The 16,365-nt window shown below is 63.1% G+C and carries 19 protein-coding genes and 1 pseudogene; 4 read left to right on the forward strand and 16 right to left on the reverse strand.

Going from position 1 to position 16,365, the window contains the following annotated elements:
* The first annotated feature begins 6 nt into the window (after window positions 1–6).
* From IFT76_RS14475 to IFT76_RS14485, 3 genes are all read left to right on the forward strand, one after another.
* Entirely contained in the window at window positions 7–804 is a 798-nt protein-coding gene (locus IFT76_RS14475) for a transporter substrate-binding domain-containing protein (protein ID WP_122480464.1), read from the forward strand.
* A gap of 75 nt (window positions 805–879) precedes the next feature.
* Window positions 880–1,842 (forward strand): amino acid ABC transporter permease, encoded by a 963-nt coding sequence (locus IFT76_RS14480; protein WP_185794929.1) that lies wholly within the window; start codon window positions 880–882, stop codon window positions 1,840–1,842.
* Window positions 1,835–2,569 carry an ATP-binding cassette domain-containing protein gene (locus IFT76_RS14485; RefSeq protein ID WP_185795002.1) on the forward strand — a complete coding sequence of 245 codons (735 nt, stop codon included), beginning with the start codon at window positions 1,835–1,837 and terminating at the stop codon, window positions 2,567–2,569. The genes IFT76_RS14480 and IFT76_RS14485 overlap by 8 nt, the downstream gene beginning before the upstream one ends.
* Window positions 2,570–2,696: 127 nt before the next feature.
* Here IFT76_RS14485 and IFT76_RS21070 read toward each other — a convergent pair whose 3' ends face one another.
* The 11 genes and pseudogenes from IFT76_RS21070 to ubiE form a co-directional block, all read right to left on the reverse strand.
* On the reverse strand, window positions 2,697–3,560 hold the full coding sequence (locus tag IFT76_RS21070) for a methyl-accepting chemotaxis protein (protein WP_446731105.1): 864 nt from the start codon (window positions 3,558–3,560) through the stop codon (window positions 2,697–2,699).
* Window positions 3,552–4,613: pseudogene (locus IFT76_RS21075) on the reverse strand (methyl-accepting chemotaxis protein); the annotation flags it as partial. The gene IFT76_RS21070 and the pseudogene IFT76_RS21075, both read right to left, overlap by 9 nt.
* Window positions 4,614–4,741: 128 nt before the next feature.
* Window positions 4,742–5,449: a 16S rRNA (uracil(1498)-N(3))-methyltransferase gene (locus IFT76_RS14495; RefSeq protein ID WP_185794931.1), complete on the reverse strand. Its 708-nt coding sequence runs from the start codon at window positions 5,447–5,449 to the stop codon at window positions 4,742–4,744.
* Window positions 5,446–6,234 carry a twin-arginine translocase subunit TatC gene (gene tatC, locus IFT76_RS14500; protein WP_122480460.1) on the reverse strand — a complete coding sequence of 263 codons (789 nt, stop codon included), beginning with the start codon at window positions 6,232–6,234 and terminating at the stop codon, window positions 5,446–5,448. The genes IFT76_RS14495 and tatC overlap by 4 nt, the downstream gene beginning before the upstream one ends.
* Entirely contained in the window at window positions 6,231–6,707 is a 477-nt protein-coding gene (gene tatB, locus IFT76_RS14505; protein WP_185794932.1) for a Sec-independent protein translocase protein TatB, read from the reverse strand. The genes tatC and tatB overlap by 4 nt, the downstream gene beginning before the upstream one ends.
* A gap of 3 nt (window positions 6,708–6,710) precedes the next feature.
* On the reverse strand, window positions 6,711–6,971 hold the full coding sequence (locus IFT76_RS14510; RefSeq protein ID WP_122480458.1) for a twin-arginine translocase TatA/TatE family subunit: 261 nt from the start codon (window positions 6,969–6,971) through the stop codon (window positions 6,711–6,713).
* A gap of 25 nt (window positions 6,972–6,996) precedes the next feature.
* Entirely contained in the window at window positions 6,997–7,332 is a 336-nt protein-coding gene (locus IFT76_RS14515; RefSeq protein WP_122480666.1) for a phosphoribosyl-ATP diphosphatase, read from the reverse strand.
* Window positions 7,325–7,726, reverse strand: a complete 402-nt coding sequence (gene hisI, locus IFT76_RS14520; protein WP_185794933.1) for a phosphoribosyl-AMP cyclohydrolase — start codon at window positions 7,724–7,726, stop codon at window positions 7,325–7,327. The genes IFT76_RS14515 and hisI overlap by 8 nt, the downstream gene beginning before the upstream one ends.
* Before the next feature lie 52 nt (window positions 7,727–7,778).
* The gene (ubiB, locus tag IFT76_RS14525) at window positions 7,779–9,386 is read right to left on the reverse strand and encodes a ubiquinone biosynthesis regulatory protein kinase UbiB (protein WP_122480456.1); all 1,608 of its coding nucleotides are present in this window, start codon (window positions 9,384–9,386) and stop codon (window positions 7,779–7,781) included.
* Window positions 9,383–10,006, reverse strand: a complete 624-nt coding sequence (locus IFT76_RS14530) for a ubiquinone biosynthesis accessory factor UbiJ (RefSeq protein WP_192058993.1) — start codon at window positions 10,004–10,006, stop codon at window positions 9,383–9,385. Before IFT76_RS14530 ends, ubiB begins: the two co-directional genes overlap by 4 nt.
* Complete coding sequence (ubiE, locus tag IFT76_RS14535) at window positions 10,006–10,776, reverse strand: bifunctional demethylmenaquinone methyltransferase/2-methoxy-6-polyprenyl-1,4-benzoquinol methylase UbiE (RefSeq protein ID WP_043191385.1); 771 nt, start codon at window positions 10,774–10,776, stop codon at window positions 10,006–10,008. The genes IFT76_RS14530 and ubiE overlap by 1 nt, the downstream gene beginning before the upstream one ends.
* A 129-nt stretch (window positions 10,777–10,905) precedes the next feature.
* On the opposite strand from ubiE, the gene IFT76_RS14540 reads away from it, so the two are divergent.
* On the forward strand, window positions 10,906–11,184 hold the full coding sequence (locus tag IFT76_RS14540; RefSeq protein WP_043191383.1) for a polyhydroxyalkanoic acid system family protein: 279 nt from the start codon (window positions 10,906–10,908) through the stop codon (window positions 11,182–11,184).
* Here IFT76_RS14540 and IFT76_RS14545 read toward each other — a convergent pair.
* From IFT76_RS14545 to argS, 5 genes are all read right to left on the reverse strand, one after another.
* A complete protein-coding gene (locus IFT76_RS14545; RefSeq protein ID WP_192058995.1) occupies window positions 11,181–11,558 on the reverse strand; it encodes a gamma-butyrobetaine hydroxylase-like domain-containing protein in 378 nt (125 codons plus the stop codon). The genes IFT76_RS14540 and IFT76_RS14545 overlap by 4 nt on opposite strands.
* Before the next feature lie 153 nt (window positions 11,559–11,711).
* Entirely contained in the window at window positions 11,712–13,049 is a 1,338-nt protein-coding gene (gene hslU, locus IFT76_RS14550; protein WP_192058997.1) for an ATP-dependent protease ATPase subunit HslU, read from the reverse strand.
* Between the two features lie 87 nt (window positions 13,050–13,136).
* Window positions 13,137–13,667, reverse strand: a complete 531-nt coding sequence (gene hslV, locus IFT76_RS14555) for an ATP-dependent protease subunit HslV (RefSeq protein ID WP_043191380.1) — start codon at window positions 13,665–13,667, stop codon at window positions 13,137–13,139.
* A gap of 204 nt (window positions 13,668–13,871) precedes the next feature.
* Entirely contained in the window at window positions 13,872–14,561 is a 690-nt protein-coding gene (locus tag IFT76_RS14560; RefSeq protein ID WP_122480451.1) for an SPOR domain-containing protein, read from the reverse strand.
* A gap of 1 nt (window position 14,562) precedes the next feature.
* Complete coding sequence (argS, locus tag IFT76_RS14565; protein WP_122480450.1) at window positions 14,563–16,299, reverse strand: arginine--tRNA ligase; 1,737 nt, start codon at window positions 16,297–16,299, stop codon at window positions 14,563–14,565.
* Window positions 16,300–16,365: the final 66 nt, after the last annotated feature.

Consider the following 16,365-nt stretch of genomic DNA (forward strand, 5'->3'; position numbering starts at 1 on the left):
TTGGTAATGAACAAGTATCTGTCGCGGCTGCTGCTCGGCGTCATGGCCATGGCGGTCGTGGGTTCGGCGCAAGCGGGCGCTATCGACGAAGCGGTCAAGCGCGGCACTTTGCGGGTGGGCATGGACCCGACCTACATGCCGTTCGAAATGACCAACAAGCGTGGCGAAATCATCGGTTTCGAAGTCGACCTGCTCAAGGCCATGGCCAAGTCCATGGGCGTCAAGCTGGAGCTGGTATCGACCAGCCTGGATGGCATCATTCCAGCGCTGATGACCGACAAGTTCGACATGATCGGCAGCGGCCTGACCCTGACCCAGGAGCGCAACCTGCGCATCAACTTCAGCGACCCGTTCATCGTCGTCGGCCAGACCCTGCTGATCCGCAAGGAATTGGCCGACAAGGTCAAGACCTACAAGGACCTGAACTCGCCGGACTACCGCATCACCTCCAAGGTCGGTACGACCGGCGAGTTCGTGGCGCGCAAGTTGATCGCCAAGGCGCAGTACCACGGCTACGACAACGAGCCTGAAGCGGTACTCGACGTGGTCAACGGCAAAGCGGATGCGTTCATCTACGATTCGCCCTACAACGTGGTGGCGGTGGACAAGGTCGGTAACGGCAAGCTGGTCTACCTCGACGAGCCTTTCACTTACGAGCCCTTGGCGTTCGGCTTGAAGAAGGGCGACTACGACAGCCTCAACTTCATCAACAACTTCCTGCGCCAGGCCCGTGAAGACGGCAGCTACGATCGTATCCACAAGAAGTGGTTCGTGAGCAAGAACTGGCTCGACGAAATGCAATGACTGCGCCTCTGGCCAGACTCTCCCTGACGCGCAGGCCTGCCCTGCGCGGCGGTCTTCTAGCGGATTGAACCCCCTGTGATCAAACACCACAAAGCTCAATGGCCCTGGCACGGGCTTACCGCGCTGGTGCTCATCGGCCTGGCTTTCAGCTTGTACGCTGCCACCTCGCGCATTTCCTATGAGTGGCATTGGAATCGAGTGCCGCAGTACTTCGTCTATCAGGCCGAGCTGCCGCAGCGCGCCGAGGGCTATGGCAGCGTCGAGCAGATCGTCCGGCAGGGCGGGCAGACACGGGTCACCCTGCGCGACGAAGACGGTGGCGAACAGGTGTTGCTGGCGGACAGTGGCAGTGTCGTGCTCGAAGAGGGCGATGACGTCTCCGAAGGCGACCAGATCGGCGTGACGCGCCACTGGACCGCCGGACCGATCGCCTGGGGGCTGTGGACCACGCTGTGGCTGTCGCTGGTGTCCGGAGTGGCCGGCCTGCTGCTGGGCCTGGTCACCGGGCTGTGCCGGTTGTCGAGCAACCCCACCTTGCGCCATCTGTCGACGGTGTATGTCGAGCTGGTGCGGGGTACGCCGCTGCTGGTGCAGATTTTCATCTTCTATTTCTTCATCGGTACCGTGCTCAACCTTTCGCGCGAATTCGCCGGGGTGGCGGCGCTGGCGCTGTTCACCGGTGCCTACGTGGCCGAGATCGTGCGCTCGGGCGTGCAGTCCATTGCCAAGGGGCAGGGCGAGGCCGCCCGCTCCCTGGGCCTGGATGCCGGACAGTCGATGCGTCACGTCATCCTGCCGCAGGCTTTCAAGCGTGTTCTGCCACCCCTGGCCGGGCAGTTCATCAGCCTGGTCAAGGACACGTCGCTGGTGTCGGTGATTGCCATTACCGAGCTGACCAAGAGCGGTCGCGAAGCCATCACCACGTCGTTCTCGACGTTCGAGATCTGGTTCTGCGTGGCAGCCCTGTACCTGGTCATCAATCTGCCGCTGTCGTATTTCGCCAGCCGGCTCGAGCGGAGGCTTGCGCAAAGTGATTGAAGTACGCGACCTGTTGAAGGTGTTCAATACCCGTGGCCAGGTGGTGCGCGCGGTGGATCAGGTGAGCACGCAGGTGGCCAAGGGCGAGGTGCTGGTGGTACTGGGCCCCTCGGGCTCGGGCAAGTCCACCTTCCTGCGTTGCCTCAATGGCCTTGAGGCATTCGATGAAGGCTCGGTAAGCATCGATGGCCTGCGCCTCGACGATCCCAAAACCAACATCAATGCCTACCGACGCGAAGTCGGCATGGTGTTCCAGCACTTCAACCTGTTTCCGCACATGACCGTGCTGGAAAACCTGTGCCTGGCGCAGAAAGTGGTGCGCAAGCGCGGCAAGGCCGAGCGCGAGGCCAAGGCACGCGCATTGCTGGCCAAGGTAGGCATCGGCGAGAAGGCCGATGCGTTTCCTTCACGGCTCTCCGGTGGCCAGCAGCAGCGCGTGGCCATTGCCCGGGCGCTGTGCATGGACCCCAAGGTCATGCTGTTCGACGAGCCGACATCGGCGCTCGATCCGGAGATGGTCGGTGAGGTGCTGGAAGTGATGAAGACCCTCGCCGAAGAAGGCATGACCATGGTGTGCGTCACCCATGAAATGGGCTTCGCCCGTGAAGTGGCGGACCGTGTGCTGTTCTTCGACCATGGTCGTTTGCTGGAAGACGCGCCCCCGGCCGAGTTCTTCGACGCACCCAAGGACCCAAGGGCACAGGCGTTCTTGCGGCAGGTGTTGTAGCCCGGGTTCCTGCGCCGATCCGCAGACCGCTTTCGCGGGCAGAGCCCCGCTCCCACAAGATCGCTGCAGGCTCGTGTGGGAGCGGGGCTCTGCCCGCGAAGAGGCCCTCAGGCTTACCCAACCAGGGTCAGACCTTGAACTGACCCACCAACCCCTGCAGATGTGTGCCCAGACGCGCCAGCTCGATGCTCGACGCTGCCGTTTCCTCGCTCGCCGCCGATGTCTGCTCGGAAACGTCGCGCACGTTGAGCACGCTGCGGTTGATCTCTTCGGCCACCACACTCTGTTGCTCCGCCGCGGCGGCGATCTGCTGGTTCATCGCCTGGATCGTCGACACGGTACGGGTAATGTCGCTCAACGACTCACCGGCACGCCGGGCCAGTTGCACACTGCTGTCGGTCATCGCCCGGCTGCTGTCCAGTGCGCTGGAAACCTCATGGGTACCGGTCTGCAGCGAAGCAATCAATGACTGGATCTCTTCGGTCGATTGCTGAGTGCGTTGGGCCAGGCTGCGCACTTCATCGGCCACCACGGCAAAACCGCGACCTGCCTCGCCGGCACGGGCCGCCTCGATTGCCGCGTTCAGAGCCAACAGGTTGGTCTGCTGCGCCACCGACTTGATTACATCGAGCACGCCGCCGATCTTGCTGCTTTCCTGCTTCAACTGATTCATGGCCTCGCTGGAATGCAGCACCTCGGCTGCCAGTCGCTCGATCTGGCTCACGGCCTGGCTGACCACTCGATCACCTTCACGGGCCTGCTGATCGGCAGCCACGGCAGCTTCCGAGGCTTCCTCGGCGTTGCGCGCCACTTCCTGCACCGTCGCCGCCATTTCATTCATGGCCGTGGCCACCTGGTCGGTTTCGACTTTCTGCGCGTTGACCCCGGCGCTGGTCTGCTCGGTGACCGCGGAAAGCTCCTCGGCGGCACTGGCCAGCTGCGTGACGCCCTCGCTGATGCCACCCACCAGTTCGCGCAGGTTCAGGGTCATGCGCTGCAGGGCCAGTTGAACCTGGCCCAGTTCGTCACGTCGGGTGATGGCGGGCGACTGCCGCAGGTCGCCGGAAGCGACGCGCTCGACACTCGCCAGGGTCTGCCGCAACGGGCCGACGATCTGCGCGGTGATCGCCCATGCCGCAGCGATACCGAGCAGTGTGGCCAGGGCGGCTGCAGTGGCCAGCCACGCCTTGGCCTGGGCCGTGTCGGCATCGCGCTTGGCCGTCTGCGAGTCGCCCAGTCGGTCGCTGAGTTCGAGCAGGGTGGTGCCCAATGCCGTCATCTTGTCGATGCTCTGCAGCGTGGCCTGCTGGTTTTCGCTGAATTGCGCCACCGCCGCGCGATAGGCACGCAGGGACTCGCCGGCCTGTTGCAGCCGACCGGTGAACTCGCCGGAGACACTGGCCCCCGCAGCGGCGACCGAAGCGATCGCCTGGTCGATGGCCGCCAGCGCCGGCTGACGTGCTTCGTCCTTGGCGCTATACGTGTAGCCACGCACTTGAAAGCGCGCCTGCTGGATCAGCCGGCTGGTTTCCACCAGGGTGCTGTAGGCCGTCAGCTCGCCCTGGCTCAGCAGCGCTGCCTGCGCCTGATTGACTTCGGCCACGGCGCGGTCGGCGGTGCTGCCCAGTTGGCTGCGGGCTGCCTCGCGACCCTGGATCGACGCCAGCGATGCGGTGAATTCCCGGCGATAGGCTTGGGTGGTGGCTATTTCCTGCTCGACGAGCGCGATGTCTTCGGGCTGCACCAGAGTGTGCTGGGCGGCCGCAAGATCGGTGTCGAGCTGGTCGAGAAGACGGGTAACATTGTCGGCACCGGAACTGCCTTTCTGCAGTTCGAACGACTGAGCGGCAATGCGCAGGTCACGCATGCGGTCGTCGAGTATGGAAATGCTGGTGATCTTGTCGGCGCGCTCGATCAAGCGGGTCAGGCCAGACCAGCCCGTGGCGGCAATCAAAAGAGTAAGCAGTAGCACCACACCGAAACCAATCCCCAGTTTCAGGTTGACGCTCAGATTGCCCAGGTAGCGGGCAAAGGTGTTGGACATGATGAAGCTCCCTGACAGGCCGACAGCATGATTGTCGGCAGTTCAGGGGCATCGGCAGGTGTCGCCGAAACTCGATGGTGGCTAAGTGACGTGACCCACCGGGAATCGTCAAGCCTGGACGACGTGGGTCAGAACAGCCGCGCGAGCAGCACCGCCACGGCGGTTTCAACCCGCAGGATGCGTTCGCCCAGCTGCACTGGCTGCAAACCTGCAAGGCCCAGCAGGTCGACCTCGTAGGGAATCCAGCCACCTTCCGGGCCGATGGCCAGGGTCACTGGCTGCTCCGGATGACGCGGGCAGGGCGGGTAGTCGCCCGGATGCCCGACCAGCCCCAGGGTGCCGGCGCTCACAGCAGGCAGGCGATCCTCGACGAAGGGCTTGAAACGCTTTTCGATCAGCACTTCGGGGAGCTGGGTATCGCGTGCCTGTTCTAGGCCCAGAATGAGCTGCTCGCGAATGGCAGCCGGCTCGAGAAAAGGGGTTTGCCAGAAACTTTTCTCGACCCGATAGCTGTTCACCAGGACCAGCTTGGCCACCCCCATGGTGGCAATGGTCTGGAACACTCGGCGAAGCATTTTCGGGCGGGGCAGCGCAAGCACCAGTGTCAGCGGCAGTTTCGCCGGTGGCGGTTGGTCGAGCACCACGGCGAGTTCGGCCTCGTGATCTTCCAACCTCGTGACCTGGGCACGCCCCATCAAGCCATCGACCTTGCCCACCCGCAGGCTGTCGCCCAGCTCGACACGGTGCACGGCCTGCATGTGGGTGAAGCGTCGATCACGCAGCACTACCTTGTCCGGCGCGGTGAAGTCGGCCGTTTCTAGCAGCAGCAGGTTCATGCCTGAGTCGCAGGCGGCTGGCCGTTGCGGTCATCGTCCTCGGTCGGTTCATCACCGCGCTTGCGGATCAGGGCACCGAACAGGATGCCGATCTCGAACAGCAACCACATCGGCACGGCCAGTAGTGTCTGCGAGAAGATATCCGGCGGGGTCAGAATCATGCCGACCACGAAGCAGCCGATGATCACGTACGGGCGGATCTTGCGCAGGTACTTGACGTCGACCACGCCGATCCACACCAGCAGTACCACGGCTACCGGGATCTCGAACGCCACGCCGAAAGCGAAGAACAGCGTCATGACGAAATCGAGGTAACTGGCGATGTCGGTGGCCATGGTCACGCCCACGGGCGTGGCACTGGCGAAGAACTTGAAGACCAGCGGAAACACCAGAAAGTAGGCGAAGGCCATTCCGGCATAGAACAGGAAGATGCTCGACACCAGCAATGGTATGGCAATGCGTTTTTCGTGCTTGTACAGGCCCGGTGCGATGAAGCCCCAGACCTGGTGCAGGATGATCGGCACGGCCAGGAACAGCGAGACCATCATGGTCAGCTTGAAAGGCGTGAGAAACGGCGAGGCCACATCAGTGGCGATCATCGTGGCCCCTTCGGGCAGGTACTCGCGCAGCGGCGCCGACACCAGGGTGTAGATCTGTTGGGCGAAGGAAAACAGCCCGGCGAAGACCAGGAAAATCACGGCAACGCAACGCAGCAGGCGCGTGCGCAATTCGGTCAAGTGCGAGACCAGCGGCATGGGCTGGTCGTTTTCCGGAATTTCGCTCATGGGGCCCGCGGTGGCTGTGTAGGTTCATTGGAGGATACGGGTATCGCAACAGCCTGGGCGCTGCTCGTGTCACGGTCAACCACAGCCGGTGTCTGCGTGGCAGTGGGCACCGTGGTAGGCGTGACGTCGGTGCTCACCGCATCACGATCAAGCACCGGTTGCGCCTGGGCGCCGGGTGGAATCGGATCGGCCAGCGGTGCGGGCGGCTCGCTCGGACGCGCAGCGCGCTGCGGATCGAGGATCTTGCGCGCCTGCTCCTCGAGCGAAAGCACGTGCTCGTTGTGCAGTTGGCGACGGATTTCGTCGGCGCCTATCTCGCGTTCCACTTCGGTCTTGATCGCGTTGAAGCTGCGTTTCAGGCGCCCGATCCACAACCCTGCGGTGCGCGCGGCACCGGGCAGTCGCTCAGGGCCCAGCACCAACAGGGCGATGAGGCCCACGAGCATGAGTTCGCTGAAGCTGATACCGAACATTGATCAGTCTTTCCTGATGGGTTCTTCGACTTTCTGATGCTGGCCGTCGAGGGTATGCGGCGGAGTCAGCGGCGAGCTGGCCTGCGGGTGGACCGGCTGTGTCGGCTGCTCGGCACCCGGTTTGTCGTCGTCGTTCATGGCTTTGCGAAAGCCCTTGATCGATTCACCGACGTCGGTGCCCAGGTTCTTGAGTTTCTTGGTGCCGAAGACCAGTACCACGACAATCAGGATGACGATCCAGTGTTTCCAATCAAACAGACCCATGATTCAACTCCTCCAAAAAGACATTTCAGGCTGACGGCAGGCGGGCGGCTTTCTCATCGTGACCGGACAGGCCGAATCGGCGATCCAGTTCATCGAGTACAGCCTGTGGGTGTTGGCCGAGTTGTGCAAGCATGACCAGGCTATGGAACCACAGATCGGCGGTTTCGTAGATGACATCGCTGCAGTCGCCGCTGTGGGCGGCATCCTTGGCGGCAATGATGGTCTCGATCGATTCTTCGCCGAGCTTTTCCAGAATCTTGTTCAATCCCTTGGCGTACAGGCTGGCGACATACGAGCTGTCGGCGCTGGCGCCCTTGCGTTCTTCGAGCACCGCAGCGACGCGGTCCAGAGTGTCATTCATGGCCATGGCCTGCGGAATAGATGGCAGCGGGATTTTTCAGGACCGGGTCGACGACGGTCCATTGGCCGTTCTCGAAGACCCGATAGAAGCAGCTTTGGCGGCCAGTGTGACAGGCGATGTCACCGACCTGCTCGACGCTGAGCACGACCACGTCGGCGTCGCAGTCCAGGCGCAGCTCGTGCAGTTTCTGCACGTGACCGGATTCCTCGCCCTTGCGCCACAGCTTGCCACGCGAACGGGACCAGTAGATCGCCCGGTTTTCGGCAGCGGTCAATGCCAGTGCCTCGCGGTTCATCCAGGCCATCATGAGGATGCGCCCGGTGTGGTGATCCTGGGCAATCGCCGGCACCAGGCCGTCGCGGTCCCATTTGATCTCGTCCAGCCAGTCTTTCATGTGCGACTCCGACAACAGAGAGGGCTAGTGTGCCAGCCGATGGCGCGACTGGCTATCGGCGCACGACCAGGTACAAGCCCGATGCCAGCATCAACCAGGCGGGCCATGCCTGGACGCTGTCCAGGGCTATGCCGGAGACGGCGGTGACCGTTCCACCCACCAGCAAGGCGCCGCCGAGCAGCCGCAGGGCCCAGCGATCGTGGCGTTGCTCCCAGGGCGGCGGTGGATCCTTGCGATGAGGCTGAGACATTCGTTCGAGCAGATCGCGGGTCATGTTGGCCAGGTGAGGTAATTGCTCGACCTGCGATTGAACATTCTGAAACAAAGATTTCGGGCTGACCCGCTGGCGCATCCAGCGTTCCAGGAACGGCTGGGCGGTGCTCCACAGGTCGAGGTCCGGGTACAGCTGTCGACCCAGGCCTTCGATGTTGAGCAGGGTTTTCTGCAGCAGCACCAGTTGCGGCTGGACTTCCATGTTGAAACGTCGTGCGGTCTGGAACAGGCGCATGAGCACCTGGCCGAAGGAGATGTCCTTCAGTGGCTTCTCGAAGATCGGCTCGCAGACGGTGCGGATCGCCGCTTCGAATTCGTTGAGCTTGGTCTCGGCCGGTACCCAGCCCGAATCGATGTGCAACTGCGCCACGCGGCGGTAGTCGCGCTTGAAGAAGGCGAACAGGTTGCGCGCCAGGTAATCCTGATCTTCGGGGGTCAGGCTGCCGACGATGCCGCAGTCGATGGCGATGTAGCGCGGGCTCCACGGTGCCACGGTGCTGACGAAGATGTTGCCGGGGTGCATGTCGGCATGGAAGAAACTGTCGCGAAACACCTGGGTGAAGAAAATCTCGACGCCGCGCTCGGCCAGCAGCTTCATGTCGGTGCGCTGGTCGGCCAGGGCGGCCATGTCGGTGACCTGCACGCCGTAGATGCGCTCCATCACCAAGACCTTCGGCCGGCACCAGTCCCAGTAGACCTGAGGCACGTAGAGCAGGTCGGAGTCTTCGAAATTGCGCCGCAGCTGGCTGGAGTTGGCCGCTTCGCGCAACAGGTCGAGTTCGTCGTAGATGGTACGTTCGTAGTCGGCGACCACGTCGACCGGGTGCAGCAGGCGCGCGTCGGCGGACAGCCGCTCGGCCTGGCGGGCGAGCAGGAACAGCCAGGCCAGATCCTGGCTGATCACCGACTTGAGCCCCGGGCGAACGACCTTGACCACCACCTCTTCACCGGTCTTGAGCCGAGCGGCGTGAACCTGGGCCACCGAGGCCGACGCCAATGGCTCGACGTCGAAGCGACTGAACACGTCGGTGATCTTCGCACCCAGTTGCTGCTCGATGAGGGCCATGGCCTGCTTGGGGTCGAACGGCGGCACCCGGTCCTGCAGCAGCATCAGCTCATCGGCGATGTCTTCGGGCAGCAGGTCGCGGCGGGTGGAAAGGATCTGCCCGAACTTGATGAAGATTGGCCCCAGGTCCTGCAAGGCCAAGCGCAGGCGCGCGCCACGGTTGAGTTCCTGGCGGCTGCGCGGCAGCCAGCGCCAAGGCATGGCGAAACGGGTGATTTTCAGCCACCACGGCAGTGGCAGGGCGAACATCAGGTCATCGAGGCGGTAACGAATGATGACGCGCTGGATGCGCAACAGACGGCGGACGGCAAGCAGCTTCATGCGTTATCGCTGGAATTGTGGGATCGGGCGAGGCGCTCAATACGCGCCTCGAGGCGTTCGACGTCGACTTTCAAAGCATCCAGCTCACTGAAACGGGCCTGGGCTTCCTGCTCGCCCACCAATGTACGCGCTTCCTCGGCCAGGTATTCGCCCAGGTTCTGCGTCGCCGTGGCCAGACTCTGACGGGTCCAGCCCGTGCGGCTGCGCAAATGCCCGGCCAACAAGGCGGTGGGCACCGGACCCAGCCAGCGTGAGACTTCGTATTCCCAGTCCAGTTCAAGGTCCTGCAGCACCTTGACCAGGTCCAGCAGCGCGGCGCTGTCGCCGTCCAGATCGACCTGCGGGCTGTGCAGCACCGCGGTCTTGTCCTTGCGCAGTGCCAGCTGCACCAGGCTGGCAGCCGGCGCGCGCAACGTGCAGTCGGGCGGCGTGGCCCACTGCTGGGCCAGCATCAGGCCATTGGCACTGGGCAGTATGTACAGGGTAAACGCGGGCTGGCGGCCCTGGATGGCAATCACCTTGCCGTGCAGGTGCGCCAGGCGCGGCAACGCCGTGGCGTCCAGGCGCAGCACACGGTTCAGACCGTGTTCGACACTGGCGATCAGGCCACCGAGCAGCATCAGGGCTTGATCCCGCGGTGCAGGGCAACGATGCCACTGGTCATGTTGTGATACGTGACGCGGTCGAAACCGGCCTGCACCATCATGGCCTTGAGGGTTTCCTGATCGGGATGCATGCGGATCGATTCGGCCAGGTAACGGTAGCTTTCCGAATCGTTGGTGATCAGCTTGCCGGCCAGCGGCATGAACGCGAATGAATAGGCGTCGTAGACCTTGGACATCAGCTTGTTGGTAGGCTTGGAAAACTCCAGCACCAGCAGGCGCCCGCCTGGCTTGAGCACGCGCAGCATGGAAGCGATGGCCGCTTCCTTGTGGGTGACGTTGCGCAGGCCGAAGGCGATGGTCACGCAATCGAAGTGATTGTCGGGGAACGGCAGCTTTTCCGCATCGGCCTGGACGAATTCGATGTTGCCGGCCACGCCGCGGTCGAGCAGCCGGTCGCGACCGACCTTGAGCATCGAGGCGTTGATGTCGGCGAGCACCACCTGGCCGGTAGGCCCTACCAGGTCGGAGAACTTGCGTGCCAGATCGCCCGTGCCGCCGGCGATGTCGAGCACCCGGTTACCCACGCGCACGCCCGAGAGCTCGATGGTGAAGCGCTTCCACAGCCGATGCATGCCGCCGGACAGCACGTCGTTCATCAAGTCGTACTTGGCCGCTACCGAGTGGAACACCTCGGCGACCTTTTCGGCCTTCTGGCTTTCCGGTACGTGCTTGTAGCCGAAGTGAGTGGTGGGTTCGGCATCGCCGCCTTTGCGCTGATCATTCATATCGCTGTCACCAGGAAAAATTACGCACCATTCTAAGCCGCACAAGGGCGCTTTGTCTTGGCACGATGGATTGCCGGGGCAACCGGGTTAAACTGTGCGCCATTGAACCCTTACCTGTTGGAATCCCCGATGACCCAGATCAACGTCGAACGCAAACACAATCTGGGCCGCGACGCGGCGCGGCAGAAAGCTGAAGTGGTGGTCCAGAAGCTGATCGACCGCTATGACGTGCAGGCTACCTGGCAAGGTGACACGGTGGCGGTCAAGCGCAGCGGTGCACAGGGCACCGTGCAGATCGACGACGAAGCGATTCGAATCGATCTGAAGCTGGGCATGATGCTGGCGATGATGAGCGGCACCATCCAGAGCGAGATCGAAAAGGCCCTGGACAAGGCCCTGGCGGCTTAAAGCATCAACCTGACCACGGATTCGGCGGGGTCGCGGGATTTGCCGTCCGCGCGCAATTGTTCCAGGTAGTCGGCCCAGAGCTGCTCCTGGCGCAGCGCCAACTGGTACAGGTAGTCCCAGGTGAACAGGCCACTGTCGTGGCCGTCGTCGAAGGTCAGTTTCAAGGCGTACTGGCCTGCAGCTTCGACCTTGGCCAGGCCAACCCCCAGTTTGCCGACCTGCAGGATCGGCTTGCCGTGGCCCTGGACCTCGGCGGACGGCGAGTGCACGCGCAGGAACTCGGCGGGCAGGTGGAACACCTCGTCGGGGCCATAGGTCAGGCTCAAAGTCTTGGAGGCCTTGTGCAGATTGATGGCGCTGGGGATTCTGGTCATGGTGGGTCTCGAAGTCGCGCGGTGTCTGTTTCGCGGCCACGGACCGCTCCTGCGAACCCGGCCTGTGGGAACGATCATTGACGTCGCCCGCGAGCCGCGTTCCGTAGGCGCGGTCAGCGGCCGCAAAGGCCGCACCGCGCATGACAGGCCGTCTTACAGAATGTAGCGCGACAGGTCTTCGTTCTGCGCCAGCTCACCCAGGTGGCTGTTCACGTACTCGGCATCGATCTGGATCGGCGCCTCGCTGTGCGCAGCGGCCATGTCGCCGGCGCTGAACGAGACTTCCTCCAGCAACCGCTCGAGCAACGTGTGCAGGCGGCGCGCACCGATGTTCTCGGTCTTCTCGTTGACCTGCCAGGCGATCTCGGCCAAACGCTTGATCCCTTCGGGCACGAACTCGATGTTCAAGCCTTCGGTCTTCAGCAACTCGCGATACTGCTCGGTCAGCGAGGCATGTGGCTCGCTGAGGATGCGCTCGAAGTCCTGCGGGCTCAACGCCTTGAGTTCGACGCGAATCGGCAGGCGACCCTGCAGTTCGGGAACCAGATCGCTCGGCTTGCTCAGGTGGAACGCACCCGAAGCAATGAATAGGATGTGGTCGGTCTTGACCATGCCCAGCTTGGTGTTGACCGTGCAGCCTTCGATCAACGGCAGCAGGTCGCGTTGCACGCCTTCACGGGACACGTCGGCACCGCCCACATTGCCGCGCTTGGCCACCTTGTCGATTTCATCGATGAAGACGATACCGTGCTGCTCGACGGCTTCCAGTGCCTTGGCCTTGAGCTCTTCCTCGTTGACCAGGCGGCCGGCTTCTTCGTCGCGGACCATTTTCAGCGCGTCCTTGACCTTGAGCTTGCGACTCTTCTTCTTGCCCTTGCCCATGTTGGCGAACAGGCTCTGCAGCTGGTTGGTCATTTCTTCCATGCCGGGAGGCGCGGAGATGTCCACGCCACCCATCTGCTCGGCCACCTCGATCTCGACGTCCTTGTCGTCCAGCTGGCCTTCGCGCAGGCGCTTGCGGAACAGCTGACGGGTGTTCGAATCGTTGCTCACCGGCTCTTCGTTGAAGCCTGCACGGGCGGCGGGCAACAGCGCATCGAGAATGCGCTCTTCGGCCGCATCCTCGGCGCGGTGGCGAACCTTGACCATTTCCTGCTCGCGCAGCAGCTTGATAGCCGCATCGGCCAGGTCGCGGATGATCGATTCGACATCGCGGCCGACATAGCCAACTTCAGTGAACTTGGTCGCTTCGACCTTGATGAACGGTGCATTGGCGAGCTTGGCCAGGCGCCGCGCGATTTCGGTCTTGCCGACGCCGGTAGGGCCGATCATCAGGATGTTCTTGGGCGTCACTTCGACGCGCAGTTCTTCGGGCAGCTGCATGCGCCGCCAGCGGTTGCGCAGGGCAATGGCGACAGCGCGCTTGGCATCGTCCTGGCCGATGATGTGGCGATTGAGTTCGTGGACGATTTCGCGGGGGGTCATGGACATGGTGTGTTCCGGACTCGGAGGTTCAGGCAGGGAAGGGGTGAAGGCTTGCGACGCATAGCGTGCAGGCCTGGCACCACAACCGTCTGATCACTCGGCGAGATCCTGCTCCTCGATGGTCATGTTGTGATTGGTGAACACGCAGATGTCGCCAGCGATGCCCAGGGCGGTCTCGACGATTTCCCGTGCGCCCAGCTCGGTCTTCTTCAGCAGCGCACTGGCCGCGGCCTGCGCGAACGCGCCGCCGGAGCCCATGGCGATCAGGCCGTCTTCGGGCTCGACCACGTCACCGTTGCCGGTGATGATCAAGGAAGCGTCCTTGTTGGCCACCGCCAGCATCGCCTCGAGACGGCTGAGCGAGCGGTCGGTGCGCCATTCCTTGGCCAGTTCCACGGCGGCACGGACCAGATGGCCCTGATGTTTCTCCAACTGGCCTTCGAAACGCTCGAAGAGCGTGAAGGCGTCGGCGGTGGCACCGGCAAAGCCGGCGATGACCTGGCCGTGGTACAGGCGACGGACTTTCTTGGCGTTGCCTTTCATCACGGTATTGCCGAGAGAAACCTGGCCGTCGCCGCCCATGACGACTTTGCCATGACGGCGGACTGAAACGATGGTGGTCAAGGGGAGAGTCTCCACGCAGCGGGGCGAAAATGCCCTGATGGAAACGAATATGGGGGTGGGTGAGGAGATTTCAACCTTTGTCGGTTGTGCGCGGTGGTGGGACAGCTTGCGGGTATCGGGAGGTCCGTGTCACGGCTTTCGCGGCCGCTGACCGCTCCTACGGTCTGCAGGAGCGGTCAGCGGCCGCGAAGGGCGCGCCGCGGTTTACTGCCGGATCTGCCTTTGCTGCAACAGCAGGTTACTAAAGCCACTGCCGGCCAGCTGTTTCTGCGCCACGGTCAGCTGCTCGCGGTTGCTGAACGGACCCACCAGCACCCGGTACCAGGTGTCTTCCTTGACCGTCCCGGATTCCACGTTCACCGACTGCCCCAGCAGGATGATCTGCGCCCGCACCCGGTCGGCGTCCGCCTGCTTGCGGAACGAACCGGCCTGCAGGTAGAACTGCGTGGTTGCGGCAGGCTTGATCACCGGCGGGGCCGGCGGCGGGGTCGCGCCACTGAGCGCGGCCTGAGCCCGGGCAGTGTCGATCTTGGCTGCCTCGGCCGGGGTTACCGGCGCCTGGGCCGGAATCGGTGGGGTTTTCTCGGGCACCGCTTCGGGTGGCACGATCACTTCGGATTCCGGCAGCAGTGTATAGAAGTCGTACTTGGGCTTGACCGGTGCCTGCGGGCTGGGCGGCGTCTTGTTCGCCTCGGCGATCTTTTCCGCTTTCAGTTGCTCGGCCTTGACCCGCTTGACGTCGCTGTTGCCCGGCTCGAGCTTCATCAGGAACACCACGAAGGCCCCCACGCTCAGGCCGATCGCCAGCCACAGCCAGCCTGGGATGGGCTTCTTCGCAGGTGCGGAATTGCGGCTGGCGCCGCGTTTGGGTGCGGGTTTTTTCTTGGCAGCCAACTTACATACGCTCCAGTGTTTCCAGGCCCAACAGAGCCAATCCTTGCTTGAGGGTGCGACCGGTCAGCGCCGCCAGGCGCAGGCGGCTGTGTTGCTGAGCGGGGTGTTCGGCCGCCAGAATCGGGCAGTTCTCGTAGAAGCTGGAGAACAGCCCGGCCACATCGTACAGGTAAGTGCACAGCACATGGGGCGTGCCTTTCTCGCCGACGTTGTTCAGTACTTCGGTGAACTGCGCCAGCTTGGCAGCCAGTTCCTTCTCGTGCTCGGCTTCCAGCACGATCTGTCCTTCGACGTCCGCGAAGTTCTTGCCCAGCTTGCGGAACACACCGGCCACGCGGGTATAGGCGTAGAGCAGGTAGGGCGCGGTGTTGCCTTCGAAATTGAGCATCAGGTCGAAGTTGAAGCTGTAGTCGCTGGTGCGGTGCTTGGACAGGTCGGCATATTTCACCGCCCCGATGCCCACGGCTCGGGCGATCACGCGCAGGTCGGCCTCGGCGGTCTCGGGGTTCTTTTCCTTGACCAGGGTGTAGGCGCGTTGCTCGGCTTCATCGAGCAGGTCGACCAGTTTCACGGTGCCACCGTCACGGGTCTTGAACGGACGTCCGTCGGCGCCGTTCATGGTGCCGAAACCCATGTGCTCCGGCTGCATGCCGTTGGTGATGAAACCGGCACGGCGCGCGACCTCGAACACCTGCTGAAAGTGCAGGGCCTGGCGCTGGTCGACGAAGTACAGCGCGCGGTCGGCCTTGAGCACGTTGCTGCGATAGCGCACCGCTGCCAGGTCGGTGGTGGCGTACAGATAACCGCCACCGGCCTTCTGCACGATCACCGGCAGGGGCGTGCCTTCGGCCGTCTTGAATTCTTCGAGGAACACGCACTGCGCGCCGTTGCTTTCCACCAGCAGACCCTTGGCGCGTAGGTCCGCGACCACGTTGGCGAGGTCGTCGTTGTAGGCGCTTTCGCCCATCACGTCGGCCGGCGTCAGTTTGACGTTCAGGCGCTCGTAGGTGCTTTGGCAGTGCGACAGGGAAATTTCGTTGAAGCGCTTCCACAAGGCCAGGCATTCGGCATCGCCGGCCTGCAATTTGACCACCAGGCCGCGGGCACGCTCGGCGAACTCTGCGGATTCATCGAAGCGCTGCTTGGCCGCGCGGTAGAAATTCTCGAGGTCGGAGAGCTCGTCGCTGGTGGCGGGCTTTTCCTGGAGATAGGCCAGCAACATGCCGAACTGCGTGCCCCAGTCGCCGACATGGTTCTGGCGGATCACGGTATCGCCAAGAAACTCCAGCACATTGGCCACGCCGTCGCCAATGATGGTCGAGCGCAGGTGGCCTACGTGCATTTCCTTGGCCAGGTTGGGTGCAGACAGATCGACCACCACACGCTGCGCGGGGCCGGCCTTGCGCACGCCGATGCGGGCATCGGCCAGGGCGGCGTCCAGGCGCGCGGCGAGGGCCGCACTGTTCTGGAAGAAATTGAGGAAGCCGGGGCCGGCGATTTCCACCTTGCTCACCTGCTCGTCGGTCGGCAGTGCGGCAATCAGCTTTTCTGCCAGGTCGCGCGGCTTCATGCCGGCAGGCTTGGCCAGCATCATGGCGATGTTGCTGGCGAAATCGCCGTTCTTCTTGTCGCGCGAGTTTTCCACCTGGATTGCCGGCGTCAGACCTTCTGGCAGCACACCTTCGGCGACAAGGTGGGTCAGGGCTTGTTGAATCAGCTGGCGAATGGTGTCTTTCATGGGGTTCTCGGTCGACCGCAGGTACGGCGGTGCTGGATGCACGGGTGGAAAAACTGGGCATTATCC

Origin of the sequence: Pseudomonas sp. CFBP 13727 (genome assembly GCF_014841915.1) — a bacterium.
Taxonomy (GTDB): domain Bacteria; phylum Pseudomonadota; class Gammaproteobacteria; order Pseudomonadales; family Pseudomonadaceae; genus Aquipseudomonas; species Aquipseudomonas baltica.

Excerpts from the sequence above, each read along its gene's own strand:
- tatC (WP_122480460.1), bottom strand. The coding sequence starts at position 6,234 with ATGAGCGAAATTCCGGAAAACGACCAGCCCATGCCGCTGGTCTCGCAC.
- hslU (WP_192058997.1), bottom strand. The coding sequence starts at position 13,049 with ATGTCCATGACCCCCCGCGAAATCGTCCACGAACTCAATCGCCACATC.
- IFT76_RS14540 (WP_043191383.1), top strand. The coding sequence starts at position 10,906 with ATGACCCAGATCAACGTCGAACGCAAACACAATCTGGGCCGCGACGCG.
- argS (WP_122480450.1), bottom strand. The coding sequence starts at position 16,299 with ATGAAAGACACCATTCGCCAGCTGATTCAACAAGCCCTGACCCACCTT.
- IFT76_RS14495 (WP_185794931.1), bottom strand. The coding sequence starts at position 5,449 with ATGAACCTGCTGCTGCTAGAAACGGCCGACTTCACCGCGCCGGACAAG.
- ubiE (WP_043191385.1), bottom strand. The coding sequence starts at position 10,776 with ATGAATGATCAGCGCAAAGGCGGCGATGCCGAACCCACCACTCACTTC.
- IFT76_RS14475 (WP_122480464.1), top strand. The coding sequence starts at position 7 with ATGAACAAGTATCTGTCGCGGCTGCTGCTCGGCGTCATGGCCATGGCG.
- IFT76_RS14530 (WP_192058993.1), bottom strand. The coding sequence starts at position 10,006 with ATGCTGCTCGGTGGCCTGATCGCCAGTGTCGAACACGGTCTGAACCGT.
- IFT76_RS14510 (WP_122480458.1), bottom strand. The coding sequence starts at position 6,971 with ATGGGTCTGTTTGATTGGAAACACTGGATCGTCATCCTGATTGTCGTG.
- tatB (WP_185794932.1), bottom strand. The coding sequence starts at position 6,707 with ATGTTCGGTATCAGCTTCAGCGAACTCATGCTCGTGGGCCTCATCGCC.
- IFT76_RS21070 (WP_446731105.1), bottom strand. The coding sequence starts at position 3,560 with ATGACCCTGAACCTGCGCGAACTGGTGGGTGGCATCAGCGAGGGCGTC.
- IFT76_RS14515 (WP_122480666.1), bottom strand. The coding sequence starts at position 7,332 with ATGAATGACACTCTGGACCGCGTCGCTGCGGTGCTCGAAGAACGCAAG.
- IFT76_RS14545 (WP_192058995.1), bottom strand. The coding sequence starts at position 11,558 with ATGACCAGAATCCCCAGCGCCATCAATCTGCACAAGGCCTCCAAGACT.
- hisI (WP_185794933.1), bottom strand. The coding sequence starts at position 7,726 with ATGAAAGACTGGCTGGACGAGATCAAATGGGACCGCGACGGCCTGGTG.
- ubiB (WP_122480456.1), bottom strand. The coding sequence starts at position 9,386 with ATGAAGCTGCTTGCCGTCCGCCGTCTGTTGCGCATCCAGCGCGTCATC.